This window comes from Pseudomonas sp., from assembly GCF_049590575.1.
Lineage (GTDB): Bacteria > Pseudomonadota > Gammaproteobacteria > Pseudomonadales > Pseudomonadaceae > Aquipseudomonas.
In genome coordinates this window covers 1-24,206 of record NZ_JBAWDE010000411.1, presented here as the reverse complement: position 1 = coordinate 24,206, position 24,206 = coordinate 1, and the positions used below count along the sequence as shown (strand labels likewise).

General features: G+C 61.2%; 24 protein-coding genes and 1 tRNA gene. 13 read left to right on the top strand and 12 right to left on the bottom strand.

Translation table 11 applies throughout. From position 1 onward, the window contains the following. Nucleotides 1–93: 93 nt before the first annotated feature. Nucleotides 94–507, bottom strand: a complete 414-nt coding sequence (locus WBR57_RS28840) for a hypothetical protein (protein WP_424088736.1) — start codon at nucleotides 505–507, stop codon at nucleotides 94–96. 17 nt (nucleotides 508–524) lie between these two features. Next, the gene (locus WBR57_RS28835) at nucleotides 525–1,463 is read right to left on the bottom strand and encodes an alpha/beta fold hydrolase (protein WP_424088734.1); all 939 of its coding nucleotides are present in this window, start codon (nucleotides 1,461–1,463) and stop codon (nucleotides 525–527) included. A gap of 171 nt (nucleotides 1,464–1,634) precedes the next feature. Between WBR57_RS28835 and WBR57_RS28830 the strand changes: the two genes are divergently transcribed. The 3 genes from WBR57_RS28830 (at nucleotide 1,635) to WBR57_RS28820 (ending at nucleotide 4,656) form a co-directional block, all read left to right on the top strand. Beyond that, entirely contained in the window at nucleotides 1,635–2,600 is a 966-nt protein-coding gene (locus WBR57_RS28830; protein WP_424088732.1) for an arsenic resistance protein, read from the top strand. A gap of 87 nt (nucleotides 2,601–2,687) precedes the next feature. Then, nucleotides 2,688–4,292 (top strand): ArnT family glycosyltransferase, encoded by a 1,605-nt coding sequence (locus tag WBR57_RS28825; protein WP_424088730.1) that lies wholly within the window; start codon nucleotides 2,688–2,690, stop codon nucleotides 4,290–4,292. An 88-nt stretch (nucleotides 4,293–4,380) separates the two neighbouring features. Next, on the top strand, nucleotides 4,381–4,656 hold the full coding sequence (locus WBR57_RS28820) for a hypothetical protein (RefSeq protein ID WP_424088728.1): 276 nt from the start codon (nucleotides 4,381–4,383) through the stop codon (nucleotides 4,654–4,656). A 126-nt stretch (nucleotides 4,657–4,782) separates the two neighbouring features. Here WBR57_RS28820 and WBR57_RS28815 read toward each other — a convergent pair. The 4 genes from WBR57_RS28815 to WBR57_RS28800 form a co-directional block, all read right to left on the bottom strand. Beyond that, a tRNA-Phe gene (locus WBR57_RS28815) sits at nucleotides 4,783–4,858 on the bottom strand. 103 nt (nucleotides 4,859–4,961) lie between these two features. Beyond that, the gene (locus WBR57_RS28810; protein WP_122538032.1) at nucleotides 4,962–5,234 is read right to left on the bottom strand and encodes an oxidative damage protection protein; all 273 of its coding nucleotides are present in this window, start codon (nucleotides 5,232–5,234) and stop codon (nucleotides 4,962–4,964) included. Next, the gene (gene mutY / locus WBR57_RS28805) at nucleotides 5,231–6,298 is read right to left on the bottom strand and encodes an A/G-specific adenine glycosylase (protein ID WP_424088725.1); all 1,068 of its coding nucleotides are present in this window, start codon (nucleotides 6,296–6,298) and stop codon (nucleotides 5,231–5,233) included. Before mutY ends, WBR57_RS28810 begins: the two co-directional genes overlap by 4 nt. Beyond that, nucleotides 6,295–8,508, bottom strand: coding sequence for an AsmA family protein (locus WBR57_RS28800; protein ID WP_424088724.1), 2,214 nt, complete (start codon nucleotides 8,506–8,508; stop codon nucleotides 6,295–6,297). The genes mutY and WBR57_RS28800 overlap by 4 nt, the downstream gene beginning before the upstream one ends. A gap of 325 nt (nucleotides 8,509–8,833) precedes the next feature. Here WBR57_RS28800 and WBR57_RS28795 point away from each other — a divergent pair, with 325 nt between their 5' ends. The 7 genes from WBR57_RS28795 to WBR57_RS28765 all read left to right on the top strand — a co-directional run bounded on the left by WBR57_RS28795 (nucleotide 8,834) and on the right by WBR57_RS28765 (nucleotide 14,617). Beyond that, nucleotides 8,834–10,495, top strand: coding sequence for an OFA family MFS transporter (locus WBR57_RS28795; RefSeq protein WP_424088723.1), 1,662 nt, complete (start codon nucleotides 8,834–8,836; stop codon nucleotides 10,493–10,495). A 253-nt stretch (nucleotides 10,496–10,748) separates the two neighbouring features. After that, entirely contained in the window at nucleotides 10,749–11,342 is a 594-nt protein-coding gene (gene hisB / locus WBR57_RS28790; protein WP_007897437.1) for an imidazoleglycerol-phosphate dehydratase HisB, read from the top strand. Beyond that, nucleotides 11,342–11,980 carry an imidazole glycerol phosphate synthase subunit HisH gene (gene hisH / locus WBR57_RS28785; protein ID WP_424088720.1) on the top strand — a complete coding sequence of 213 codons (639 nt, stop codon included), beginning with the start codon at nucleotides 11,342–11,344 and terminating at the stop codon, nucleotides 11,978–11,980. Before hisB ends, hisH begins: the two co-directional genes overlap by 1 nt. After that, nucleotides 11,981–12,238 carry a DUF2164 domain-containing protein gene (locus WBR57_RS28780; protein ID WP_159953725.1) on the top strand — a complete coding sequence of 86 codons (258 nt, stop codon included), beginning with the start codon at nucleotides 11,981–11,983 and terminating at the stop codon, nucleotides 12,236–12,238. 39 nt (nucleotides 12,239–12,277) lie between these two features. After that, nucleotides 12,278–13,015 (top strand): 1-(5-phosphoribosyl)-5-[(5-phosphoribosylamino)methylideneamino]imidazole-4-carboxamide isomerase, encoded by a 738-nt coding sequence (gene hisA, locus WBR57_RS28775; protein ID WP_003187784.1) that lies wholly within the window; start codon nucleotides 12,278–12,280, stop codon nucleotides 13,013–13,015. Nucleotides 13,016–13,024: 9 nt separating this feature from the next. Continuing rightward, a complete protein-coding gene (gene hisF / locus WBR57_RS28770; protein ID WP_017138643.1) occupies nucleotides 13,025–13,795 on the top strand; it encodes an imidazole glycerol phosphate synthase subunit HisF in 771 nt (256 codons plus the stop codon). 66 nt (nucleotides 13,796–13,861) lie between these two features. Continuing rightward, nucleotides 13,862–14,617: a substrate-binding periplasmic protein gene (locus WBR57_RS28765; RefSeq protein WP_424088717.1), complete on the top strand. Its 756-nt coding sequence runs from the start codon at nucleotides 13,862–13,864 to the stop codon at nucleotides 14,615–14,617. Here WBR57_RS28765 and WBR57_RS28760 read toward each other — a convergent pair. The 6 genes from WBR57_RS28760 to gpmI all read right to left on the bottom strand — a co-directional run bounded on the left by WBR57_RS28760 (nucleotide 14,570) and on the right by gpmI (nucleotide 22,811). Beyond that, nucleotides 14,570–15,883 (bottom strand): Vps62-related protein, encoded by a 1,314-nt coding sequence (locus WBR57_RS28760; RefSeq protein ID WP_424088715.1) that lies wholly within the window; start codon nucleotides 15,881–15,883, stop codon nucleotides 14,570–14,572. The two genes, WBR57_RS28765 and WBR57_RS28760, sit on opposite strands and share 48 nt — an antisense overlap. A gap of 41 nt (nucleotides 15,884–15,924) precedes the next feature. After that, entirely contained in the window at nucleotides 15,925–17,397 is a 1,473-nt protein-coding gene (locus WBR57_RS28755; protein ID WP_424088714.1) for a serine protease, read from the bottom strand. Between the two features lie 214 nt (nucleotides 17,398–17,611). Continuing rightward, nucleotides 17,612–18,394, bottom strand: a complete 783-nt coding sequence (locus WBR57_RS28750) for a divergent polysaccharide deacetylase family protein (RefSeq protein WP_424088712.1) — start codon at nucleotides 18,392–18,394, stop codon at nucleotides 17,612–17,614. A 1-nt stretch (nucleotide 18,395) separates the two neighbouring features. Next, a complete protein-coding gene (locus WBR57_RS28745) occupies nucleotides 18,396–19,712 on the bottom strand; it encodes a S41 family peptidase (protein WP_424088710.1) in 1,317 nt (438 codons plus the stop codon). A gap of 31 nt (nucleotides 19,713–19,743) precedes the next feature. Then, nucleotides 19,744–21,039 (bottom strand): murein hydrolase activator EnvC family protein, encoded by a 1,296-nt coding sequence (locus WBR57_RS28740; protein ID WP_424088708.1) that lies wholly within the window; start codon nucleotides 21,037–21,039, stop codon nucleotides 19,744–19,746. A gap of 245 nt (nucleotides 21,040–21,284) precedes the next feature. After that, the gene (gpmI, locus tag WBR57_RS28735) at nucleotides 21,285–22,811 is read right to left on the bottom strand and encodes a 2,3-bisphosphoglycerate-independent phosphoglycerate mutase (protein WP_424088706.1); all 1,527 of its coding nucleotides are present in this window, start codon (nucleotides 22,809–22,811) and stop codon (nucleotides 21,285–21,287) included. A gap of 151 nt (nucleotides 22,812–22,962) precedes the next feature. On the opposite strand from gpmI, the gene WBR57_RS28730 reads away from it, so the two are divergent. Genes WBR57_RS28730 through secB form a run of 3 tightly spaced genes read left to right on the top strand, consistent with a single transcriptional unit; the run spans nucleotide 22,963 to nucleotide 24,151 of the window. Continuing rightward, nucleotides 22,963–23,376 carry a rhodanese-like domain-containing protein gene (locus tag WBR57_RS28730; protein ID WP_424088704.1) on the top strand — a complete coding sequence of 138 codons (414 nt, stop codon included), beginning with the start codon at nucleotides 22,963–22,965 and terminating at the stop codon, nucleotides 23,374–23,376. A gap of 1 nt (nucleotide 23,377) precedes the next feature. Further along, entirely contained in the window at nucleotides 23,378–23,632 is a 255-nt protein-coding gene (gene grxC, locus WBR57_RS28725; RefSeq protein ID WP_424088702.1) for a glutaredoxin 3, read from the top strand. 42 nt (nucleotides 23,633–23,674) lie between these two features. Then, nucleotides 23,675–24,151: a protein-export chaperone SecB gene (gene secB, locus WBR57_RS28720; protein ID WP_424088700.1), complete on the top strand. Its 477-nt coding sequence runs from the start codon at nucleotides 23,675–23,677 to the stop codon at nucleotides 24,149–24,151. Nucleotides 24,152–24,206 lie beyond the last annotated feature (55 nt).

Sequence of the window (24,206 nt, the reverse complement as noted above, 5' to 3'; positions counted from 1 at the left end):
GGGCTTGCTCGCGAAAGCAGTGTGTCAGTCGCCAGATAGGCAGGCTGATCCAGCGCATTCGCGAGCAAGCCCGCTCCCACATTTGGTTTGGTATCAATCCTGTGCGCTGACCAGCGCCTGCGACGCCGCCACGTAATCGGCCTGAAACTCTGGCGACTCGATCCACGCCAGCGCGGCCGCTTCATCGTCGCTGTCCGTGGCCCACTGGCGATACTCGATCAGCGCCGCCAGGATGAAGTCGGTGGCTTCTTCTTCGCCTTCCTGCTCCAGCACCAGCGCCAACAGTGGGTGTGCCAGGAACACCGCGCACAGCGCCTGCTGGCTGGTCTCGCCTGCGGCGCGCATCTCGACGAACAGCTCGGTCAAATCCACTGACTCAAGATCGATACGGCTGTCATCGCCGGCAAACGCGTCGGGCTTGCTGGCGACGGCGCGCTGGGTACGGTTCTGCTTGGCCTTGGCCTTCGCCCGGTGGGCACGTTTTTGCTGCTTGTTCGGCGAGGCCATGGGCTCACGTCCTTGGGTCAGGATCTGGGTGGGGTATTGAAGCGCAGGTTGGAGGAAATCCCAAGGGTATCTGCACTTAATTGGCCGTTTTGCAGCCACGTCAACGCAATCGGCCACAGCCGATCCTGATAAGCGCTACGGAAAAACGCGAAATGCCCGACGTGTTCTTCGCCGATATCCTCCGGCGCGATTCGCAGGTGAGTGCGCTCGCAGCCATCGAAGTAACCCAGCAACCGCTCGATCGCCGCCACCGTGCCGAAAGGGTCATCGGTGATGCTGATCGCCAGCATCTGCGCCTTCACCCGGCTGAAGGGCAAGCCCTCCAGGGAGCGCCCGCTGGGGCGCGTTTCATACCTGGGCGTCGGTGTGCTCCAGTCGCGCACCACGCCTGCCGGTGTGTCCTCGAGCCAACCCAGGCGCTTGCCGGGAAAGTACCCGCACAGTGCCGTGAGTAGCGGCATTACCACGTGCCACTTGGCAAACATCCGCCAGCGCCCGCTCGCCTGGTAATCCCGCCAGTAGGCGAACTGCGCGCCGACCGTGACGATTCGCCGGATCCGCGCGCCGGATGCGCCCAGCCCTGCCGCGCAGCCGCCAAAGCTGTGGCCGACCACATCAATCGGTTGGCCTGGAAACTCACGCTGCGCGCGCAGCAGCATCGCCTCGAAATCCAGCGTGCCCCAATCCGACCAAGAGGCCTTGAAGCCCCGCAGCGACCCCCTACGGGATTCGCCGATGCCGCGATAGTCGTAGGTGATGACGTCAAAGCCGCTGGCGAACAGGTAGTCGGCAAAACGCGAGTAATGGCGGCAACGTACGGAGGTGGCGGCGTTGATGATCACGACGGGGCGTTCGATGTCCGTCCGGACGTGGCGCCAGGTGAAACCGCCCAGGCGGTAATTGTCGGCGGCGGGCTCGCAGAATGCTTCAGGGGCGGGGCGGGTGGGCAGGTTCATGGGTCAGCTCGGTTCTTGCGCCTTTTGTGGAGGCCTGGAGGCTCCCGCGCTTTTTATAGAAACCGAAATTAACAAATTTAGCGCGCCATGGGCGCGAAGAATGCCTCGGCACTCGACCTTTGCCCTTGGGGTGCTTAGGCTGGCGATCTTTGGATCGACCCGAGCCGGCCCATGACCCGCGACACCCTCGAACACAACCAGATCCCGGTCTACTTCGCAGCAGTCCTTCTGGCTGCGGTTTTTGGCTTGCTCGCGCCTTCATTGGCGCATGGCCTCAGCGTGTGGGTCACGCCCGCCATCGCGGTATTGATGTATGCGATGTTCCTGCAAATCCCGTTTCTGGATGTGCGTCAGGGCTTGAGTAACAGACGTTTCCTGTCGGCGCTGTTGCTGGCCAACTTCATCCTGGTGCCTTTGCTGGTGTGGATCTTGACCCTCGGCCTGGTCGAGCGCCCTGCTTTGTTGGTGGGGGCGTTGCTAGTGTTGCTGACGCCGTGTATCGATTACGTGGTGGTGTTCACTCACATCGGCAAAGGCGATTCGCGGCTGATGCTGGCAGCAACGCCGTTGCTACTGTTACTGCAGCTGGCGCTGTTGCCGGTGTACCTGGGTTTTATGCTGGGCGCGCAGTCCGAAGTAGTGGTGGAGCCGGGGCCGTTCGTCGAGGCGTTTCTATTGTTGATCGTAGTGCCGATGGTGCTGGCGGTGATCACCACTTCACTGGCGCAGCGGTCATCGGTTGTCGGTGTCTGGAACAGCGCCTGGGCGTGGTTGCCGGTGCCAGCGATGGCGCTGGTGCTGTTTGTGGTGATCGCCTCGCAAATCACCTCGGTGGTGCGCGATATCAGCCTGCTGCTGCCGGTGATCCCGGTGTATGTCGGCTTTCTGTTGCTGGCCCCGCTGACGGGGGTGTTGGCTTCGCGGCTGTTTGCGTTGCCGGCGGTAACGGCGCGCGCGGTGACGTTCAGCGCATCGACGCGTAACTCACTGGTGGTGTTACCCCTGGCCCTGGCGTTGCCCGAAGACGTGCGTGGGCTGGCGGCGGCGGCGGTGATCCTGCAAACCCTGGTCGAGCTGATGGGGGAATTGCTCTACATCCGTTTGATCCCGAGATGGGTGTGGCCCGCAGGTGGGTAAATGCGCGAATGTTCAAGTCTGTTCAGGCGCTATTCAGGGGTGGGCTCGGCAACATAGGTCGGCGCTCCCCACCTGATAGGTTTACCGATGGTTCATCGCAACCGTTTCCGCCTGGAATCCCTGGGTATTTTTTTGATTGCCTTGCTGCTGTTCACCCTGGGTATCTGGGATCAGCAGCCTCAGGGGTTTGACGGACGTTGGGCGCTGTTCCTGCAGGAAATGTTTCGCCATGGCGCGAGTCTTTTCCCGACCACCTACGGGCAGCCCTACGCGGACTACCCCGGCACGGCGACGTTCTTCAGTTTTGTATTCGCCACGATTTTCGGCGCACCTAACCACTTGGCCAATATTCTGCCCACGGCGCTCGCGTCTGCCGGGGTGGTGGCGCTGATCTACCGTCTGCTGGTGCCTTACGGTCGCAGCTGGGCGCTGCTTACCGTGCTGCTGACCTTGCTCACCACCCAGTTACTGGAAAAGTCGCGCTCGGTCTGCCTGGATCAGATGGTGGCGCTGTTATGTGTAGGCGGTTTCTACCTGCTGCACACGGGTGAGCGCCTCGGCTCGCGGTTGCGCCAGCTTGCGGTGTTTCCGCTGTTCATCCTGGGCTTTGCGATTCGCGGGCCATTGGGGCTGATCGAGGTCTGCGGCGTGGTGTGCGTGTATTGGGCGCTGGGCCGCCCTGGGGCGCGGGTAAGGCAGGTGCTGATCCACGGCATCGTCGGGCTGGTGTTGCTGGCGGCTTGCTGGTGGTTGCTGGTCAAGTTGGCGCGGTTCAGCGGCGGCGATAGCTTTGCCGATGAAGTCTTCAAGATGCAAGTGGGCGGGCGCCTGGATGAAACCGGCGAGCCGTTCTATTTTTACTTCCAGTTGAGTTTGTACCGCTATTTCCCGGTGGTGCCCTTGGCGTTGGCCACAATGGTCGCGCTGCGCCATCGCTGGTCCGAGCGATTTGATGAGACTGTGCAGCTTGTCGTGCGGCTCGGTGCCTGCGGCTTGATGATTTTGCTTGGGTTGTCGTTGCCGCACTTCAAGCGTGCCTATTACATCCTGCCAATGGTGCCGATGTTTGCCGCTGTCGCCGCCTATGGGCTGCTCCAGGCGCAAAACTGGCTGGTTGGCGTGCGCCGATGCTACGAGGGGCTCGTCGTGGTGCTGCCGGCGCTGTGCGTGGTGGTGGTGTTTGTCTGTCGGCACAGCTGGCAGAAACACGGGTATTGGCCTGAGGTGTCGTTGCCGTTGTTGATTGGCGCGCTGCTGGCGTTACAGGTGGCGGCGTGGATCGCCTGGCGCCGGGCAGGCCGGCTGGTGTGGCTGAGTGCAGGTGCGCTGCTGGCGCAGTGGCTGGTGCTGGTAACCGTCGTGGAGCCTGCGAAGGACTTGCAGTTCGACACCCGGCAATTTGTCAGCCACGTGGAAGCACTGCGCGTGTCGGAGCCTGGGCCGCTGGTGTTTGTGAACCTCGGCAAGGACACCTGGGCGGTGCGTTACATGATGAACCTTGAGCATGACGAGCAGCCGTTATTTGTCAGCGCTGCCGAAACTCAGCGGTTGGCCGCGTTGCCTCGCCCGTCATGGGTGATCGTGGCGCGCAAGGAAACCGCGCTGTTGAAGGGAACGCCCCTGGAGCATCTGGCTCCAAGCTTTCAAGGGCGTTTGAATGACAACCCGTTGATGGTGTTTTTGCTGAACTGAATCAGCTACTTGCTGTATGTTCGCCGACCGGGTGACCAATTGGTCACGTCAATGCGCCGTTTTTAGTAACTGCCGTACTGGAAGCATTATGGATATGACGAAAAAGGACTTTAAGCGGCCCGGCTGTGGCCACGTGATCGGGCGCTCCCGATTTGGCCGGCTGAGCATCTGCTTTGATGGCGGTTGCAGCTACCCCGCGATGATCAACGTGCTCAGGGCGGTCTTCAAGCGCTACGGGCGTCTGGTGCGCTTTGGCGAGCAGCTGTCGGCGCAGGGCTGGATTGATCGGGTGGAGGAGCGCGGCTACCAAATCTCCGATCAGGAGCGGGTGGCGGTGTTTACCTTGATGTGGGATCGGGAGTAGTTCGCGCTGCTGGGGTGATGCTGAATCGCCTCAGGGCATCTATAAATCCCAGCCAACAAAAAACCCGCACTAGGCGGGTTTCTTGGGTGCTTTCAGGTGTGCTTGGCATCACCTGAAAACGAAAGGTGGTGCCCAGAGACGGAATCGAACCGCCGACACGGGGATTTTCAATCCCCTGCTCTACCGACTGAGCTATCTGGGCAACGGGGCGCATTAAACGGGTTTTTCAGGGGGTCGTCAAGCAAGTTTTCAAAAAATATTTAATTATTACCGTCGCTTACGTGCAGAACCCGATTTTTGATCAATTATTGAGCAGGCGGCACGTAACCGTCAGCCTTGGCGTATTCCTCGCCGGAAAAGAACTTATCCATCTCGCCCGACAGGTATTTGCGGTCTTCGGCGTTCATCATGTTCAGGCGCTTTTCGTTGATCAGCAGGGTCTGGTGTTTAAGCCAGTCGCCCCATGCCTGAGCGGAGATATGGTCGAAAATGTCCTGGCCCTTGGCGCCCGGATATGGAGGGCGTTCCAGGCCTGGCAATTCTTCTTTGTACTTGCGGCACATTACGGTGCGGGTCATGACGACACTCCTGCATTCAATACGTCGGCCGCGCGCTTCAGCAGTTTCTTGACCGGGGCGGCAAGGCCCAGGCGCGGCGGGGTGGCGAGGTTATACCAGAGCCAGTCGGCCTCGGCCACGTGATGGGCGGATTCCTCGACCTGCACCAGCCAGGGTTCGATGGTCAGCTGGAAGTGGCTGAAGGTGTGGATCAGCCCTGGCAGTTCCTGCGGCGTGCCCAGTTCGAGCGCGTGCTGGTTGGCCAGGTGTTCCAGGTCGGTGAGGTCGTCCAGCTCCGGCAAACTCCACAAACCGCCCCACAGGCCCGTGGAAGGGCGGCGGTAAAGCAGGATCGCGCCCTCGGTATTCGCCAGCAGCGGCATCAGCGTGCGCTTCTGCGGGATGGTCTTGCGCGGCTTGGGAATCGGGTAGCGCGTCTCCAGGCCGAGCATGTGGGCTTCGCAGCCTTTTTCCAGCGGGCACAACAGGCAGCTGGGTTTGCTGCGCGTGCAGAGGGTGGCGCCCATGTCCATCATCGCCTGGGTGTAGGCGTTGACGCGGTCATGCGGCGTGAAGCGCTCTGCGGTGGCCCATAGCTGCTTGGCGACCTTGGGTTCGCCTGGGTAGCCTTCCTGCGCGGTAAAGCGTGCCAGCACGCGTTTGACGTTGCCGTCGAGGATCGGCGCGCGCAGGCCCATGCTCAAGCTGGCAATCGCGCCGGCGGTGGACAGGCCGATGCCGGGCAGCTCGGTGAGCTTTTCGACGTCCCTGGGAAACTCGCCGCCATACTCGGCGACAACGATCTTCGCGGTCTTCTGCAGGTTGCGCGCCCTGGTGTAGTAACCCAGGCCGGTCCACAGGTGCAGCACTTCGTCTTCCGGTGCAGCGGCCAGGGCCTCGACCGTTGGCAATGACGCCATGAAACGGTCGAAGTAATTGAGCACGGTGCTCACCTGTGTCTGCTGCAGCATGATCTCCGAGACCCACACCCGGTAAGGCGTAATGCCCTGTTGCCAGGGCAGGTCATGGCGCCCATGGCGGTCGTACCAGTTGAGTACGGCCTCTGAAAACTGCTCGTTTCTCATCGTTTGAACAGGCCTTTCAACGCATCTTTCAACTGCGGGTTAACCTTGTCGAGTTTCTCTTCCAGCTTTTCACTGAGCTTGTTGCCCGCCGCCTTGATGGCGACCTGGGTCAGGCCATCCTTGTCCAGCCGGCAGGCCTTGGCGCCGAGCTCCAGCGGACCACGGCAGCGCAGCGGCACTTCGATGTTCTGAAAGTTGGCGCCGACCTGGCAGGCCGGGTCCGGCGTGTCGCGCTGGTCGCCTTCGACGATGATGCCGACGCGGTAGTCCATGCCCAGCACGCGCAGGTCGACGTCGCCGTTGCCATTCACCGTCAGCCCTGGAATACGCACTTTCAGGTCAGGGTTACTGGCCACGCCATTGCGCAAGGTCAGGTTGCCGCGCAGTTCCTGGAACGGCGTGTCCTTGCCTTGCGGCGTAGTGCTCAAGGTTTTGCGGTTGAGCAGGGCAATACCGGTGCACAGCTGTTGCTCCAGGTTGGCGTTGAGCAGCACGCCGTTGTTGATTACGAAGCTGGCGGTGCCGTTGAGGCTGTCGATCAGCGCCTTTTGGCTGTTGCCACGGCCGCTGAGATTGCTGTCGAGGGTGAGCTGGCCCTTTACCGGAGGCGTTTGCCCCTGGGCCTGCAGGATGCGTTCGACCGGCACTTGCTTGATATGGCTTTGCAGCGCCAGTACCGGGATGTCCTGGCGCACATCGAGGCTGCCATTGGCCTGGAACGTACCGTTGTAGAGGCCGCCGCTCAGGGTATCGAGCTTGAGTTGGCCGTCGATGCCGGAGGCCTTCAGTGCGGCGTTCTGGATCGGTAGTTTGCTCAGGGTCAGTTGGCCGAAGGCGAGGTCGGCATTCACGTCCAGGCTGCGCAGGCGCGTCAGCGGCAGCAGCTTGTCTGTGCTCCACGCGCCTTTGGTCGGTGCATCGGGCAGCGGTGTGGTGCCACCGGCGGCCATCGCGCCGGCTTCGCTGTTCTGCACTTCGGCCTGGCGTGCGGCGGTGGCGCCTTTGGCGGATTCGGATTTGGCCGGCAGGTAGTTGTCGGCGTTGAAGGTGTCGCCCTTGAGCTGGACCCGCAGCGACTGTTTGGCAAAGTCGTCCACCGCAACGCGACCGGTGAAGGTGCTGCCGTCGAGTTTCAGGTTCAGGTCTTCCAGCGCCACGCTGGTTGGCGTGCCTTTGAGGCGGCTGACCAGTTCGACCTTGCTCAGACTGCCGTCGGCCATCAGCGGCAGCGGATGGCCGACGCTGTCGAGGAACTTGGCCAGGTCAAACTGGGCGATGGACAGGGCGCCGCTGAGTTGCGGGGTTTTGTCCAGGTCGTTGACCTTCAGCTCGCCCAGGGCGCGCAGTTGGTTGGCGGAGAGTTTCAGGTTGGTCCATTCGGCGATGTTCGCCGCCTGGTCCACCAGGAGCTGGCCCTGGGTGGAGAAGGTCACGGTCTTGCCTTGCAGCGGCTCGCCCGTGGCTTCGCCGCTGATTTTCATGTCTTCGAACTGGTAGCGCTTGAGGGCGCGCTGGATGCGCAGGTTGCCGTTGAGTTCGGTCTTGACGCGCATCACCGGCTGGTTGCTGCCGAAAAACGCAGTGAGCTTTACCGGGATGCTCGCGCCTTCGTGCACGGCGCCGGCGCTCAACTGGATGCTTTCGGCGCTGAATTGCTTGCCGGTCTGTTCATCGTTGTATTCGACGCGGGCGTTGTTGACGGTCAGGCTGTCGATATCCAGGCGAATCGGCTTGGCGGGTTTTTCCGGCTCGGTCTCGGCCGGTTGTTCCGCCGGGGCTGGGGTGCCGGTAGTGGTCGCCACGGTCACGTTCTTGCCGATGTCTTCCCAGTTGCCATGCCCTTGCTTGTCACGGTTGAGGCGCAGGTTCAGGCCTTCGACCCGCACGTCGCTCATCTGCACTTCGCGGCGCAGCAGCGGCAGCACGCGCACCGACAGGCCGAGCATCTGCAGATCGGCGAACGGTTGGGTCGGGTTGGTCAGGGTCGCAACGCTGGCCTCGTGCAGTTCAAGACCGAGCCAGGGGAACAGGCTCCACCCGATGTCGCCATTGAGCGTCAGCTCGATGTGGGCCTTGTCGCGGGCAATCTGGCGAATCTCGTCTTTATAGTCGTTGGGATCGAAGAGATGGGTCAGGGCAAAGCCTAGAGCCACAATGATCAGCAACAGCCCGAGGAGTACCAGACCCAGGATTTTGCCGAACGCTTTCATGGGCGAGTCCTTGTATGTCGATTTCAAAATTTAGCCGCAGAGTATAACGCCCGACGGCCTGCGTCAGGTCGCGCATCGTTACATTGTATCCAGCCCCTGGAAAACAGGATTTTGGCGCCAAATAAAACGATTTTCCTGAAAAGGTGATATCAGTTTGGTTTTTCTGTCACTCACAGGTGCTAATCTGCGCAGGTTCGTCTGCCTTCTGCGACACAACGTCGCGCTCAAATGGAGCTTTACTCAACAACAACGGCTAACGCTTTGCGTGCAAAGCCGAGGGAGAGAGCGCCTGACGGACACATACTAACAACTGGGGGAAACACCAATGAGCACTAGCACTGTGGCCGGCAATACTGCCGCACAGCCTGCGTTCCTGTCCAAGGAGCGCATTATCGCCAAGCCCGGGTTCAACCGTTGGCTGGTTCCACCGGCCGCCTTGGCCATCCACCTGTGCATCGGCATGGCCTATGGTTTTTCGGTGTTCTGGTTGCCGCTGTCCAAGGCGCTGGGTATCACCAAACCGGTCGCCTGCGCGCCGGACATGGGCTTTATCGCCCAGGTCTTCTCGTCGCAATGTGACTGGCCCATCTCCATGCTGGGCTGGATCTACACCCTGTTCTTCATCTTCCTGGGCTGCTCGGCGGCGATCTGGGGCGGCTGGCTGGAACATGCCGGGCCACGCAAGGCTGGCGTTGTGTCGGCGCTGTGCTGGTGTGGCGGCTTGCTGATCTCGGCGTTGGGCATCTATACCCACCAGATCTGGCTGATGTGGATCGGCTCCGGGGTCATTGGTGGTATCGGCCTGGGCCTGGGCTATATCTCGCCCGTGTCGACCCTGATCAAGTGGTTCCCGGACAAGCGTGGCATGGCCACCGGCATGGCGATCATGGGCTTCGGCGGCGGCGCGATGGTAGGTGCACCGTTGGCCACCGCGCTGATGAGCCACTTTGCGACACCGACCAGCGTGGGCGTGTGGCAGAGCTTTGTGGTGATGGCGGCGATTTACTTCGTGTTCATGATCGCCGGCGCACTGCTGTACCGCGTTCCACCGACCGGCTGGAAGCCTGAGGGCTGGACGGCGCCGGCGAAAAAAGCCAGCAACTCGATGATCACTCACCGTCACGTGCATGTGAACGTGGCGTGGAAAACCCCGCAATTCCGCCTGGTCTGGCTGGTGCTGTGCCTGAACGTGTCCGCCGGTATCGGCATCCTCGGCATGGCTTCGCCGCTGCTGCAGGAAGTGTTCGGCGGCAAGTTGCTGGGTGTGGACGTACCGTTCGGTCAACTGGATGCCGGTCAACTGGCTTCCATTGCAGCCATCGCGGCAGGCTTCACCGGTCTGTTGAGCCTGTTCAACATTGGCGGTCGGTTCTTCTGGGCGTCGTTCTCCGACTACCTGGGCCGTAAAAACACCTATTTCGTGTTCTTCGCCCTGGGCTTTGCCCTGTACGCGCTGATCCCGAACCTGGGGCACCTGGGCAACGTGGCGCTGTTTGTGGCGGCGTTCTGCATCATCCTGTCGATGTACGGCGGTGGTTTCGCGACCGTTCCGGCTTACCTGGCCGACCTGTTCGGTACCCAGATGGTCGGTGCGATCCACGGTCGCTTGCTGACTGCCTGGGCCGCGGCTGGCGTGTTGGGCCCGGTGCTGGTGAACTACCTGCGTGAGTACCAGCTGAGCATCGGCGTGGAACGCGCCGCAGCCTACGACATTACCTTGTATATCCTCGCCGGCCTGCTGGTGTTGGGTTTCATCTGCAACCTGCTGGTTCGTCCAGTGGCCGACAAGTACTTCATGACCGACGCCGAACTGGCCGCCGAGCAGGCGCTGGGTCATGACAAAGGTACTGACGCGTCTACTTCGCTGGAGTGGAAAGCCTCGTCGGGCAGCGTGCCGGTAGCGATCGCGGCCTGGCTGGTAGTGGGTATTCCGTTGGCGTGGGGTGTGTGGGTGACCCTGCAGAAGACGGCGGTACTGTTCCACTAACACCGCGTAAACCTTGTGGCGGGCCTGTGTGGGAGCGGGCTTGCTCGCGAAGTCGATGGATCAGTCAGCACATGTATTGGCTGACCTAACGCCTTCGCGAGCAACCCCGCTCCCACACAAAGCGGCTCCCACACTTGTACTGACATGTCTATCCCCGACACTCCATCAGTCTTATCCCCTCCGATGTTTCTGTTTAGCGCCCGCGCCCCTATAATGGCTGCCTTTTTCGCCCAATGATTTTGCGGAGTTGGTGATGGCCGAACGTATGGCGTCCGTCGAGCGCGACACTCTGGAAACCCAGATCAAAGCCTCGATCAACCTGGATGGCACCGGAAAGGCCCGATTTGATATCGGTGTACCTTTTCTTGAGCACATGCTGGACCAGATCGCCCGTCACGGGCTGATCGACCTGGATATCGTCAGCAAGGGCGACCTGCATATCGACGACCACCACACGGTGGAAGACGTCGGTATCACGTTGGGCCAGGCATTTGCCAAGGCCATCGGCGACAAAAAAGGCATCCGTCGCTACGGCCACGCTTATGTCCCGCTGGACGAAGCGCTGTCGCGTGTGGTCATCGACTTCTCCGGCCGCCCAGGCCTGCAGATGCACGTGCCCTACACCCGCGCCACCGTGGGCGGCTTTGACGTCGACCTGTTCCAGGAATTTTTCCAGGGTTTCGTCAACCACGCACTGGTCAGCCTGCACATCGACAACCTGCGCGGCACCAACACCCACCACCAGATCGAAACCGTGTTCAAGGCTTTTGGCCGCGCGCTGCGCATGGCCGTGGAGCTGGATGACCGCATGGCCGGGCAAATGCCCTCGACCAAGGGCGTTCTGTAATGCAGACGGTCGCGGTTATCGATTACGGCATGGGTAACCTGCACTCGGTGGCCAAGGCCCTCGAGCACGTAGGCGCCGGCAAGGTGCTGATCACCAGCGATGCCAACGTGATTCGCGAAGCCGACCGCGTGGTGTTCCCGGGCGTTGGCGCGATTCGCGATTGCATGGCCGAGATCCGCCGCCTGGGCTTTGACAGCCTGGTGCGCGAAGTCAGCCAGGACCGCCCGTTTCTGGGGATCTGCGTGGGCATGCAAGCCTTGCTCGACAGCAGTGAAGAAAACGACGGCGTCGACTGCATCGGCTTGTTTCCAGGCCAGGTGAAGTTCTTCGGCAAAGACCTGCATGAAGACGGCGAGCACTTGAAAGTGCCGCATATGGGCTGGAACGAAGTTCGTCAGGCCGTGGATCACCCGCTGTGGCATGAAGTGCCGGACATGGCGCGCTTCTACTTCGTGCACAGCTACTACATCGCCGCCGGTAAACCGGGCCAGGTGGTGGGTGGCGGGCACTACGGCGTCGACTTTGCCGCAGCGCTGGCCGAAGGTTCGCGGTTTGCCGTGCAGTTCCACCCGGAGAAGAGCCATACCCATGGCCTGCAATTGCTGCAGAACTTCGCCGCCTGGGATGGTCGCTGGTAAATGGCCAAGAAGCCGAAGTTGCCGATCCTGAACCTCACGCCTGAGCAGGAAAGTGAGGCTACCCTCAAGATCAAGCGCTTCATGGAAGACCGCTTCGAGCTCAAGTTGGGCTCGTTCGAGGTCGCCGAGATTCTTGAACTGTTCACCACCGAAGTGGCGCCGCACTATTACAACAGGGCGATTTTCGACACGCAGACGCTCCTTAAAGAAAGGTTCGAAAGCATCGAAAGCGACCTGTGGTCGCTTGAGAAACCCTGATCTCCCAAGCTTTGCTGACTATCGAATAAGGTTTTCCAGATGCTGATTATCCCCGCTATCGATCTCAAGGACGGCGCGTGTGTACGCCTGCGCCAGGGCCGTATGGAAGATTCCACGGTGTTCTCCGATGACCCGGTGAGCATGGCTGCCAAATGGGTGGAAGGGGGCTGCCGTCGTCTGCATCTGGTGGACTTGAACGGCGCCTTCGAAGGCCAGCCGGTGAACGGCGAAGTGGTCACCGCGATCGCCAAGCGCTACCCGAACCTGCCGATCCAGATCGGTGGCGGCATTCGCTCGCTGGAAACCATCGAGCACTACGTCAAGGCCGGCGTGAGCTACGTGATCATCGGCACCAAGGCCGTGAAAGACCCGGCCTTTGTCGCTGAAGCCTGCCGCGCGTTCCCTGGCAAGGTGATCGTTGGCCTGGATGCCAAGGACGGTTTCGTCGCCACCGACGGCTGGGCTGAAATCAGCACCGTGCAGGTGATCGACCTGGCCAAGCAGTTCGAAGCCGACGGCGTGTCTGCCATCGTTTATACCGACATCGCCAAAGACGGCATGATGCAAGGCTGTAACGTGCCGTTCACCGCTGCGCTGGCCGCGGCGACCAAAATCCCGGTGATCGCCTCCGGTGGTATCCACAACCTGGGCGACATCAAGTCGCTGCTGGACGCCAAGGCCCCAGGGATCATCGGCGCCATCACCGGCCGCGCGATCTACGAAGGCACTTTGGATGTTGCAGAAGCCCAGGCTTACTGCGATGCCTACAACGGCTGAGGACTGACCATGGCGCTGGCCAAACGCATCATCCCTTGCCTGGACGTCGACAACGGTCGCGTGGTCAAGGGCGTCAAGTTCGAGAACATCCGTGATGCCGGCGACCCGGTGGAAATAGCGCGTCGCTACGATGAGCAAGGTGCCGACGAGATTACCTTTCTCGACATCACCGCCAGCGTCGACGGCCGCGACACCACGCTGCATACCGTCGAGCGCATGGCCAGCCAGGTGTTTATCCCGCTGACCGTGGGCGGTGGTGTGCGCACCGTGCAAGACATCCGCAACCTGCTCAATGCCGGCGCGGACAAGGTCTCGATCAACACCGCTGCAGTGTTCAACCCGGAGTTTGTCGGCGAAGCCGCGCAGCACTTCGGTTCGCAGTGCATCGTGGTCGCCATCGACGCCAAGAAAGTCTCCGGGCCGGGCGAAACCCCGCGTTGGGAGATCTTCACCCACGGCGGCCGCAAGCCTACCGGCCTGGACGCAGTGGAGTGGGCGATGAAGATGGAAGCCCTGGGCGCCGGTGAAATCCTGCTGACCAGCATGGATCAGGACGGCATGAAAAACGGCTTCGACCTGGGCGTGACCCGCGCCATCAGCGATGCGCTGGGCATTCCGGTGATCGCGTCCGGTGGCGTCGGCAACTTGCAGCACCTGGCCGACGGCGTGATCGAAGGCCACGCCAGCGCGGTGCTGGCGGCGAGCATTTTCCACTTTGGCGAATACACGGTTCCCGAGGCCAAGGCCTACATGGCGGCGCGCGGTATCGTCGTTCGCTAAACGCTGCTGGACACCATGGCAGGCACGCGGCACTCTCTGCGCTTGCCATGGATCCCGGTAGCCTACATGTTCAAGACCCTGCTGCTTGCCCTCGCCAGTACCTCCTTGCTGTTGGCAGCTTCGGCCCGCGCCGAGGAGCCGTCTGACGCCGCCCTGGTGTTGCTGACGGAAAATTTTCCGCCTTACAACATGGCGAAAAACGGCAAGAACTTCGCCAAGGAAGAGAACATCGAAGGCATCGCGGTGGACATCGTCCGCGAAACCTTCAAGCGCGCCGGCATTTCCTACAACCTCACCCTGCGTTTTCCCTGGGAGCGAATCTACAAACTCGCCCTGGAAAAACCTGGCTACGGCGTATTCGTGATGGCGCGCCTGCCGGACCGCGAAGCGCTGTTCAAATGGGTCGGCCCCATCGGCCCGGATGACTGGGTGCTGCTGGCCAAGGCCGACAGCAAGATTCAGCTGGATGACCTGGAACACGCACGACGCTACAAGATCGGCGCCTATAAAGGCGACGCCATCGCCGAAACCCTTGAGAAACAGGGGCTCAACCCATTGGTGGTGCTGCGTGACCAGGACAATGCGCAAAAGCTGATGGATGGTCAGATCGACCTGTGGGCCACCGGCGACCCGGCGGGCCGCTATCTGGCACGCCAGGTCGGGGTGACCGGGCTCAAGACCGTGCTGCGCTTCAACAGCGCCGAGTTGTACCTGGCGCTGAACAAAAACGTGCCGGACGAAGTTGTGTCCAGGCTTCAGGCGGCGCTGGATCAGTTACGAGACGAAGGAGTCGTCGTCGAAATCGTCAATCGTTATCTCTAGATCAGGGTCACCTTGAGGCGGTTCCATCGGCGGCTGCGGTGGTGGTGCTGTGGGCCCTTCATCACGCGTGACAGGGGTGGAGGCGGGATATTCGCTCACGTAGACATTGTCACCGTTGGCGTAAGTGGCGGTGCCAGCTACTTGGCTGCCATCTGCACGCAGCAAGCGGAAATCACTCTGAATAATGTAGGCCGCGACCGCTTTGTTTGCCGGTACATAACTGATGATTTCCAGCTCCGATGGTTGGCTCCAGCCCTTCGCCGAGCGCTGGCAATGGGTGAAGCCCGGGCTCAGGTGAGCCGAAAAGCCCAATTCGAATGCACGGTTATCGTCCGGCCATTCACAGCAAAGCCGAATGCCGGTAGTGGCGGCCAGCGCCTTGGATTGCTCTCCTGTCTCGCCTTTGGTGCTGGTCCATATGAAGGGTTGGCTGGCGCTTGTCTGGTTATGCCCAAAGCCCACAAACAAGTAGCTATCGCTTCTTTCCAGACGATAGGTCGGGCAGGTCGTGAGCTGTTCAGCGGCGCCGAGGTTGGGATCTTTCACGGTGAACCAAGGCAGTTGGCACACTTGGGGCTGCTCCAGCGCATGCAGCGCGGCAGGCGGTTCGTAACTGGAGAGCTGGGGCGGCGGCGGCAATTCATTGAGTTCGATGGCCAGCGGCAGGCACAGTGAATAGGCGGTGGCTGTGGGCCTTGCGAAGCTAGCGTTGCCGATAAAGGTGCCAGGGGCGAGGTTGATGGTCCCCGGTGCTGCGTCGGCGGGTGTGATGGTCCAGGCGCTGAAGTCCATGGGCGCACCGCTGCCCTTGTCATTCCAGATCGATTTACCGGTCTGCGCAGCCATCACCAGATCAGCGCGCACGCAGCGCAGTGCGTTGCGTGAAGGTTTGTCGTAGCCCACACCGCATACCAGTCCCAGCGCCACATAGCCTTGCGGTGGCAGCGCGCGCCAAATCGAGACATCGGTGCGTGCGCCCGAGCCGGCATCTTTCCAGACCAGTTCGAAATCTTCGGGTGAGCGCAGCGCAGTGCCGTCGACCCTGTTGATGTCGCTGACCACGGCGACGACCTTCTGCTGGTTGATGTTGCTATAGCTTGAGACTGCGATATCTCCCAGCGGGAAATAGTGGCTCAGAGCGTCGGACGAGGTGTCCGGTCGCCAAAAGCTGATGGGTTCATAGACGCCTGAGCCCCGGTCATTCCACATGGGGATAAACTCCGGGGTGAAGTTGATTAGCAGGTCTTTGTATTGCAGTGCGTTCATCGTGCAGATCCTGATGACGGGAGTGGGGGCGCTGAAGTCAATCAGCGCGGTTTGAGTAGATCGGTGCGTAAGGTGGAGGGCTGGTCCGCCTGGTCGTAGGCGTACGTGCAAATTTTGTAGGGTTGGTCCCTAGCCGCAATAATTCGAACACTCTTGCCGTGGGCGCCCAGGCCGGGTGCGTCTTCGAGAGGATGGTCGTAGAGGTCCAGGCCGTCGTCGACAGCCTCGGTTTCCGGTGCGGGCAGAGGGTTGTAGTCAACCGGCCGCAGGCAGTCGGTGCTGGCCGCCGGTCCATATTTGTAGCTGTAGCGACTCATGAACGGCGGGGCCAGGTTCCAACTGATGAGGTAGCCCTGAAGCGCTCGGCGATCCAGCACGATCTCTACGTCCGGGGTTCGGGCGGGGCCGGGTTCGGCGAGTTCAACGGCCAGGGTCAGGGCGTTTTTCATCATGCCGGTCGTTACGGGCTGTGTCGCTGAATCGACGCCGACGATGCACAGCATATGCATCCCGGTTTGCGGGCCAATGGCGTCATTGATATGGGCATCAGTAGCGTCGATAGGGGCACTGTAGAGCGCCGGGTTTTCACACTCGATTGCACGCCGTGTGGTCTTGTAACGGTAGAAAGGCGTGTTGACGGCGAAGGTCAGATTCCAGCGCGGTGTGATATCCCGGCCTTTGCCACCGGGTTTCTTCACGAAATACTGCTGGATGGGGTCAGGGTTGCGAAACTCGATTGAGGTGGTCGGGTAGAGATTGCAGGTCTGGGCGTCAGCTTGCAGGACGCCATTGATAAAACATTCGTTGAGAAAGGTCACTGGGCTGCCGTAATGGGTATCGGCATGCCAGACCGGTTGCCCGGCGTGAATTTCACAGGGCGCTGCGCGTTGGCATTTGTTCTCCGCGAGCTGGCCGGAGGTGCTGGTACCGAGAATGCCGAACAGGCGGTTACCGTCTCGGGTCACCAAGGGCCCACCGAAACTGCCGTGTTGGATACCCTGGCATTGGTTTTTCATGGTCACGCGCCAGACAAACGGCTGTTCGACGGTCTCCTCGGAGCGCTGCTGGGTGCAGGCTGAAAGGTGCAGGGTGTCCCACTCAGGTGCTGTCAGGGCCAGGATGTGGTCACCGTCGGCGGGCACTTCCTGCGCCAACTTCAGTGGTTGGATACCGGCGGCAATCAGCGCAGATAACGGTGCCTCCAGTTCTATAATCGCAAGGTCTACGCCCTGGCTGCTGCCCCACTTGAGGGTTTTCAGGGGGAAGGTCTTGAGCTGTTCCAGCGTGTCATCAAAGTAGTTGAAGCTGATGCTGCCTTTGATCGGCAGGTCTTTCTGTACCGCGCCGTTGACCCGATGGATGCAATGGCTGCTGGTGATCACATAGGCCGGGCCGGCATTGCCCTGATCGTCGCGAGTATCGAGCAGGCTGGCGGTGCAGAGGGTCTGGGTGTCATTGCGGATACGGCCGATGCCGTTCCAGTGGCTGTGTTGCCGATTGGCGTTGGTGAGCATCCGTGGAGGCGCGGCATTTTCCAGTCCCTCGCCAAAATCCCTTGGGCTGCCCCAGAGCGCGAGGGGCAGCGTGGCGAGTAGTGCTATGAAAAGCGCTGGGCATGGCGTTTTCATGGTCATCCTTGGGTTGATGCGTGTCCGCGCAGAGGGTTCTGGGCGGCTGCCATGGGGCAGACGTCAACTATCGGATGATTGGTGCAGGGCAATGCGGTAGTTATTTAGCCGGAAGGTAGGTGCCGTTTTTTCCATGCCCGGGCATGGCCTGGTTGCTGCGCACGCTGATCATCAGCTTGATATCAATCCAGTCAATGCCCTGGGCCTTGAGCTTGGGCAGCTCGCGTTCCAGCACCGCGAGGGTCTGTGGATAAGGGTGGCCGATCATCACCACCGAGCCCTGTTTGTGCGCCAGCTTGATGGCGGTTTGCAGCTGGGTGGTGATTGCCGCCTCGGTGCGCTCGTCGTCGAGGAATACATCCCGCGAGACGTGGGCCAGGCCAATCTTCTGCGCCTCGGCGGCGGCGACGGTTTTCGCGCTGGTACGGCTGTCGACGAAGAATTTATTGCGCCTTTGCAGCTCGGCCATCAACCAGGCCATCGCTTGCGGCTGCGCGGTCATGCGGCTGCCCATGTGGTTGTTGATGCCGGCGGTGTAGGGCACGGCCTGGAAGGCTGCATCCAGGCGCTTGCCGAGCTCGTCGATGGGCAACTCGGGGTGCCAGGCGAACGGGCCGGTGGCCGGGTCCATGGGCATATGCAGGATCACGACCTTGCCGGCCTTGTGGGCTTCGCGGGCAAATTCGGCGGCGTGGGGGGTGTCGGGCATAATCGCCGTGGTCACTGGCCCAGGCAGGGCCAGCACCCGCCGATCCCGAGGCAGGTTTTGCCCGAGATCGTCGATGATCAGGGTCAGGTAGGCTTTATGCGGTTCGCTGGCAGGGACCGCGTGGACGACCCCTGCCAGGCTGCAGAGCACTGCGATAATCAGGGCAAAACGCATCTCAACGGCTGCGCGTGATGCTCAGGCCTTTAAGCAGGCTCAGCGCCTGGGCCAGTTGGTAATCGTCGTCCTGCGGCATCGGCTTGGCTTTGGCGCCGCTGCCGGTCGGCTGGTCGGCACCGCCGTTGCCATTGCCCAGGTGACCTTGCAGGTCGGCCTCTTTGTAATACTCGCTGTCGATCTCGTTGGTGATCTTGGCTTTGCGCACTTCGATGTCAGGCACGATGCCCTGGGCCTGGATCGAGCGGCCGTTCGGCGTGTAATACAGCGCGGTGGTGATCTTCAATGCGCGGTCGTTGTTCAGCGGCAGCACGGTTTGCACCGAGCCTTTGCCGAAGCTGGTAGTACCCATCAATACGCCGCGCTTCTGGTCCTGCAGGGCACCGGCGACGATTTCCGAGGCCGAGGCACTGCCGCCGTTGATCAGCACGGCCAGCGGCACGTTTTCGCTGAGGTCGTTACCAGTGGCCGAGAAGCGCAATTCGGAGTTGGCAATACGGCCCTTGGTGTACACGATCAGGCCCTTGGTGATGAAGTGGTCGACCACTTCCACCGCCGATTGCAGCACGCCGCCCGGGTTGTTGCGCAGATCGAGCACAATACCGCTGAGCTTCTTGCCGTTGTCTTTGCGCAGCTTGGCCAGGGCCTTGGCCACTTCGTCGCCGGTCTTGACCTGGAATTGGGTGATGCGGATGTACCCGTAGCCCGATTCCAACAGCTGGCTCTTGACGCTCTTGACGACGATGGTGGCCCGGGTCAGGGTCACGTCAAACGGGTTGCCGCCGTCGCGCACCAGGGTCAGGGTGATTTTCTGGCCGATCTTGCCGCGCATCTTGTCGACGGCTTCGGTCATGGTCTGGCCGCGGGTCGGCTGGCCGTTGATCTTGACGATAAAGTCGCCGGCCTGGATGCCGGCCTTGGATGCCGGGGTGTCGTCGATCGGCGAAACGACCTTGATGTTGCCGTCTTCGGCGCCCACTTCGATGCCCAGGCCGCCGAACTCACCGCTGGTGCTTTCCTGCAGCTCGGCGAAATCTTCCGGGCCCAGGTAGGCGGAGTGGGGGTCGAGGTTGCTGAGCATGCCCTTGATGGCATTTTCCAGCAGGGTCTTGTCGTCTACGGGTTCGACATACGCGGCCTTGATCCGGTCCATGACCTCGGCAAAGGTGCGCAACTCGTCCAGCGGCAACGGCGCCTTGGTGGTCGCGGCCGAAGCGGCAGGCGCAGCCGGGGCGGCCTGGTCGGCGAAAGCCAGCGGCGCACCGATCACCAGGGCGATCGTCAGGGCCAGCGAAGTGAGGCGGGACAAATGCAGCATGTCGAACGAACTCCTAATGTAGATGCGACCCTTATCCTTGGGTTCTGCACCATTGTGCAGGATCGCTCGGGCGACCCTGCTGACGAATAGCGAAGTACAGCGCCGGGGTGTCCTGGCCACCACTGTTACCGACAGTGGAGATGGATTCACCGGCTTTTACAACATCACCTGCCGACTTGAGTAATGTCTGATTGTGGCCATAAAGGCTCAAATAGCCATTACCGTGGTCAAGAATCACCAACAAGCCGGCGCCGCGCAGCCAATCGGCAAACACCACACGCCCGCCATGTACGGCGTGAACCTGGCTGCCGGCGGAGGCGCTGATCATCACCCCGTCCCACTTGGCGCGAGTGTCATCGCCACGGGTTTCACCGAAGCGTGCCAGTAATCGACCATCAACTGGCCATGGAAGTTTGCCGCGGGCTGAAGCAAAAGGCCCACCGAACGACTCGCCGGCGCTGGAAACCAGCGGCCCAGGCGCTGCATGCGCCGGTTTACGCGGCGCCGGGGCATCGGTAGTGGCTGCCAGTTCGGCCTCACGCTGGCGCTTTTTTTCGGCTTCCTGCTGGGCGATCAGCGCTTTCTGCCGCGCTTCTTCAGCCTCGCGTGCCTGGCGGGCCAGGGTTTCTTCGATGGTTTTGAGCACTTTGGCCAGGTCGGCCTGGTCTTGCTCGCGAGCCTGCAGCTTGGCGTCGCGGGCCTTCACGTCGTCATTGAGCTTGGCCAGGGCCAGCTGGCGCTCCTTGCGAACCTTGTCCAGCTCGTTGCGCTGGGTGTCGAGGGCGCTTTTCTGGTCTTGCAGTTGCGATTGCTGGTTAGCGATTTCCTGTTCGACGTTGACCAGCTGGCGCAGGGTCTCGTTGAAGCTTTTCAGCTGCTCCAGGCGGGCCTTGCTCAGGTAGTCGTAGTAGGTCAGGGTGCGCGCGAATTTTTCCGGGTTCTGCTGGTTCAGCAGCAGCTTGAGGTACTCCTGGCGGCCGCTCTGGTAAGCGGCGCGGGCCTGGATCGCGATCAGGCGTTGCTGTTCAACGCGTGCGCTCTGGAGTTTTTTTTTCTCAGCGTCGAGTCGCTCCAGTTCCGACTCGCTCTTCTTTAATTCTTTTTGTAGCTCCTGGACCTGCTTCTCGAGCTTGCCCATTTCGGTTTCCGTGCCGCGCAGGTCTTTCTGCACCCCGGATTTTTCTTCCTGGAGCTTGCCGAGCAGCTTTTTCAGCTCGGTAATGTCCTGACGCGTAGCGTCCAACTGTTGTTGGGTTTGTGCGCGCTCGTCGGCAAACGCCGGTTGGAGCAAGCAGACAAGAGCAAGGGTAATCAAGGCGCGAAGCATAGAGGCGGGCGACACCAGGGAAATGGACGGCCTAGTATGCCCGCCAAGCGTCGCAAAAAAAACGCCCAATTCGGGCTGGAAGGCAAGATAGGTGCCGAGTGGCGGTGGTATGGCAAAAAGATATCTACCAAACGGCGAAGGTCAAATGTGGGAGGGGGCTTGCCCCCGATAGCGGTGTGTCAGCCACCTATGTGTCGGCTGGCCCACCGTAATCGGGGGCAAGCCCCCTCCCACACACGCTTCGGTCAAACCAGAATCGAAGTCCCGGTCATCTCCTTCGGCTTCTCTAGCCCCATCAGCATCAGCATGGTTGGCGCGACATCTGCCAGTACGCCGCCTTCACGCACCTTGAAGTCGCGCTTGCCGACGTAGATGAACGGCACCGGCTCAGTGGTGTGGGCGGTATGGGCCTGGCCGGTGGATTCGTCGGACATCTGCTCGCAGTTGCCGTGGTCGGCGGTGATCAGCGCTTCGCCGCCGACTTTTTCCAGGGCGTCGACGATGCGGCCCACGCACAGGTCCAGGCATTCCACGGCCTTGGTGGCCGCTTCCAGGTTGCCGCTGTGGCCGACCATGTCGCCGTTGGCGTAGTTGACCACGATCACGTCATAACGCTGGTGGTCGATGGCGTCGACGATCTTGTCGGTGACTTCCGGCGCGCTCATTTCCGGCTGCAGGTCGTAGGTGGCGACTTTGGGCGATGGGATCAGGATGCGCTCTTCGCCTGGGAACGGTTCTTCGCGCCCGCCGGAGAAGAAGAAGGTCACGTGGGCGTATTTTTCGGTTTCGGCGATGCGCAGCTGGGTTTTGCCATTCTTGGCCAGGTAGTCGCCCAGCACGTTTTCCAGGCTGCCCGGGGCAAAGGCCGACGGGGCCGGGATGTTGGCGGCATAGTGGGTGAGCATCACGAATTCAGTCTTCGGCCGGCGCGCGCGTTCGAAGTCTTTGAACCCCTCGTCGACAAACACATGGCTCAGCTCGCGGGCACGGTCGGCGCGGAAGTTCATGAACACCACGGCGTCGCCGTCTTCGACCTTCACCGGCTCTCCGATGGTGGTGGCTTTGACGAATTCATCGCTCTCGCCGCGCGCGTAGGCAGCCTCCAGGCCTTCCTGGGCGGTGGCAGCGTTGAATTGCGCCTGGCCGTCGACGATCAGGTTGTACGCTTGGGATACTCGGTCCCAGCGGTTGTCGCGGTCCATGGCGAAGTAACGGCCGACCAGGCTGGCGATGCGGCCTTTGCCCAGCGCGGCGAAAGTGGCGTCCAGCAGTTCGATGGACGATTGCGCGCTTTTGGGCGGCGTGTCGCGACCGTCGAGGAAGGCGTGCAGGTAGATTTTGTCGGCGCCGCGCTTGAAGGCCAGCTCGGCCATGGCGACCAGGTGGTCCTGGTGGCTGTGTACGCCGCCGTCCGACAGCAGGCCCATGAAGTGCACGGCCTTACCGGCGGCCACGGCTTTATCCACCGCGGCGCAGATGGCCGGGTTCTCGAAAAAGTCGCCATCGCGGATCGATTTGGTCACGCGGGTGAAGTCTTGATAGACCACTCGTCCGGCGCCGAGATTCATATGGCCGACTTCCGAGTTGCCCATTTGGCCGTCCGGCAGGCCTACGTCCATGCCCGAACCGGAGATCAGACCGTTGGGTACGGTGGCGGCCAGGCGGTCGAGCACCGGCTTCTTGGCCGCGTACACCGCGTTGTCGTGGTGGCTTTCACTGTGTCCGAAGCCATCGAGAATTATCAGGACCAAAGGTTTAGGCGTAGTAGTCATAGATCCTCTCGCGGCGGTAATAAAGGAAGACAATTGAAAAGGGAGTGGCAGTTTAAAGCGAAGTTCCAGCGACGTCACCGCTTTACGGGGGTTGGCCCCCCCTGACGGCTGTGTATACTTACCGCCATTTTAACGCCCTGGAACCTCCTTGATGGTTGATCACCTGATTGCATTTGCCACTGCCCACTACCTGCTCGTGGGTGCCTTCGTCATCCTGCTGGCGCTGCTGATCGCTCACGAGATGAGCCGCGGTGGCCGCAGCCTGAGCACGTCGGAGCTGACCGCGCTGGTCAACAAGGATGAGGCCGTTGTGGTGGACATCCGCCCGGCCAAGGATTTTGCCGCCGGCCATATCGTCGGTGCTTTGAATATTCCGCAGGACAAGCTGATCGCACGCCTGGCCGAGCTGGAAAAATACAAGGCCAAGACCATCATCCTGGTCGACGCCCAGGGCCAGCACGCCGGCACTCATGCCCGCGAAATGCTCAAGACCGGTTTCACCGCCGCCAAACTGTCCGGCGGTATCGGCAGCTGGAAGGCCGATAACCTGCCGCTGGTGAAGTGATATGAGCCAGGTTGTCGTGTATTCCAGCGATTGGTGCCCTTACTGCATGCGGGCCAAGGCCCTGCTTGAGAAAAAGGGCGTTGCCTTCGAAGAGATCAAGGTCGACGGCAAACCCCAGGTGCGCGCCGACATGGCCCAGAAAGCGGGGCGCACGTCTGTGCCGCAGATCTGGATCGGCGCCAAGCACATCGGTGGTTGCGACGACCTGTTCGCCCTGGAGCGCGCCGGTAAACTCGATGCGCTGCTGCTCGTCTGACTCCTAAACCCTAAAAGACCCCAAGATCAAGAAGGATCTGCGATGACTGACCAACAGAACACCGAAGCAGCAGAAGCCCAGCCACAATTCTCGTTGCAGCGGATCTACGTGCGTGACCTGTCGTTCGAAGCGCCGAAAAGCCCGGCGATCTTCCGCCAGGAATGGACCCCAAGCGTTGCGCTGGACCTGAACACCCGTCAAAAACCCCTGGAAGGCGACTTCCACGAGGTTGTGCTGACCCTGTCGGTGACCGTCAAGAACGGTGAAGAAGTGGCGTTCATCGCTGAAGTGCAACAGGCCGGTATCTTCCTGATCCAGGGCCTGGACGACGCGTCCATGAGCCACACCCTGGGTGCTTTCTGCCCGAACATCCTGTTCCCGTATGCCCGTGAGACCCTGGACAGCCTGGTCACCCGTGGTTCGTTCCCGGCACTGATGCTGGCGCCGGTGAACTTCGATGCTCTGTACGCGCAAGAACTGCAGCGCATGCAACAGGAAGGCTCGCCAACGGTTCAGTAAGCTGTTCTGAGCAACGACGCCGATCCAAAGTGGGAGCGGGCTTGCTCGCGAATGC

Excerpts from the sequence above, each read along its gene's own strand:
- WBR57_RS28830 (WP_424088732.1), top strand. The coding sequence starts at position 1,635 with ATGACCCGCGACACCCTCGAACACAACCAGATCCCGGTCTACTTCGCA.
- WBR57_RS28800 (WP_424088724.1), bottom strand. The coding sequence starts at position 8,508 with ATGAAAGCGTTCGGCAAAATCCTGGGTCTGGTACTCCTCGGGCTGTTG.
- WBR57_RS28760 (WP_424088715.1), bottom strand. The coding sequence starts at position 15,883 with ATGAACGCACTGCAATACAAAGACCTGCTAATCAACTTCACCCCGGAG.
- hisH (WP_424088720.1), top strand. The coding sequence starts at position 11,342 with ATGCAGACGGTCGCGGTTATCGATTACGGCATGGGTAACCTGCACTCG.
- WBR57_RS28820 (WP_424088728.1), top strand. The coding sequence starts at position 4,381 with ATGGATATGACGAAAAAGGACTTTAAGCGGCCCGGCTGTGGCCACGTG.
- WBR57_RS28730 (WP_424088704.1), top strand. The coding sequence starts at position 22,963 with ATGGTTGATCACCTGATTGCATTTGCCACTGCCCACTACCTGCTCGTG.
- WBR57_RS28840 (WP_424088736.1), bottom strand. The coding sequence starts at position 507 with ATGGCCTCGCCGAACAAGCAGCAAAAACGTGCCCACCGGGCGAAGGCC.
- hisB (WP_007897437.1), top strand. The coding sequence starts at position 10,749 with ATGGCCGAACGTATGGCGTCCGTCGAGCGCGACACTCTGGAAACCCAG.
- mutY (WP_424088725.1), bottom strand. The coding sequence starts at position 6,298 with ATGAGAAACGAGCAGTTTTCAGAGGCCGTACTCAACTGGTACGACCGC.
- WBR57_RS28745 (WP_424088710.1), bottom strand. The coding sequence starts at position 19,712 with ATGCTGCATTTGTCCCGCCTCACTTCGCTGGCCCTGACGATCGCCCTG.
- gpmI (WP_424088706.1), bottom strand. The coding sequence starts at position 22,811 with ATGACTACTACGCCTAAACCTTTGGTCCTGATAATTCTCGATGGCTTC.
- WBR57_RS28835 (WP_424088734.1), bottom strand. The coding sequence starts at position 1,463 with ATGAACCTGCCCACCCGCCCCGCCCCTGAAGCATTCTGCGAGCCCGCC.
- grxC (WP_424088702.1), top strand. The coding sequence starts at position 23,378 with ATGAGCCAGGTTGTCGTGTATTCCAGCGATTGGTGCCCTTACTGCATG.
- WBR57_RS28765 (WP_424088717.1), top strand. The coding sequence starts at position 13,862 with ATGTTCAAGACCCTGCTGCTTGCCCTCGCCAGTACCTCCTTGCTGTTG.
- WBR57_RS28750 (WP_424088712.1), bottom strand. The coding sequence starts at position 18,394 with ATGCGTTTTGCCCTGATTATCGCAGTGCTCTGCAGCCTGGCAGGGGTC.
- hisA (WP_003187784.1), top strand. The coding sequence starts at position 12,278 with ATGCTGATTATCCCCGCTATCGATCTCAAGGACGGCGCGTGTGTACGC.
- WBR57_RS28795 (WP_424088723.1), top strand. The coding sequence starts at position 8,834 with ATGAGCACTAGCACTGTGGCCGGCAATACTGCCGCACAGCCTGCGTTC.
- WBR57_RS28780 (WP_159953725.1), top strand. The coding sequence starts at position 11,981 with ATGGCCAAGAAGCCGAAGTTGCCGATCCTGAACCTCACGCCTGAGCAG.
- secB (WP_424088700.1), top strand. The coding sequence starts at position 23,675 with ATGACTGACCAACAGAACACCGAAGCAGCAGAAGCCCAGCCACAATTC.
- WBR57_RS28810 (WP_122538032.1), bottom strand. The coding sequence starts at position 5,234 with ATGACCCGCACCGTAATGTGCCGCAAGTACAAAGAAGAATTGCCAGGC.
- WBR57_RS28740 (WP_424088708.1), bottom strand. The coding sequence starts at position 21,039 with ATGCTTCGCGCCTTGATTACCCTTGCTCTTGTCTGCTTGCTCCAACCG.
- WBR57_RS28825 (WP_424088730.1), top strand. The coding sequence starts at position 2,688 with ATGGTTCATCGCAACCGTTTCCGCCTGGAATCCCTGGGTATTTTTTTG.
- hisF (WP_017138643.1), top strand. The coding sequence starts at position 13,025 with ATGGCGCTGGCCAAACGCATCATCCCTTGCCTGGACGTCGACAACGGT.
- WBR57_RS28755 (WP_424088714.1), bottom strand. The coding sequence starts at position 17,397 with ATGCTCACCAACGCCAATCGGCAACACAGCCACTGGAACGGCATCGGC.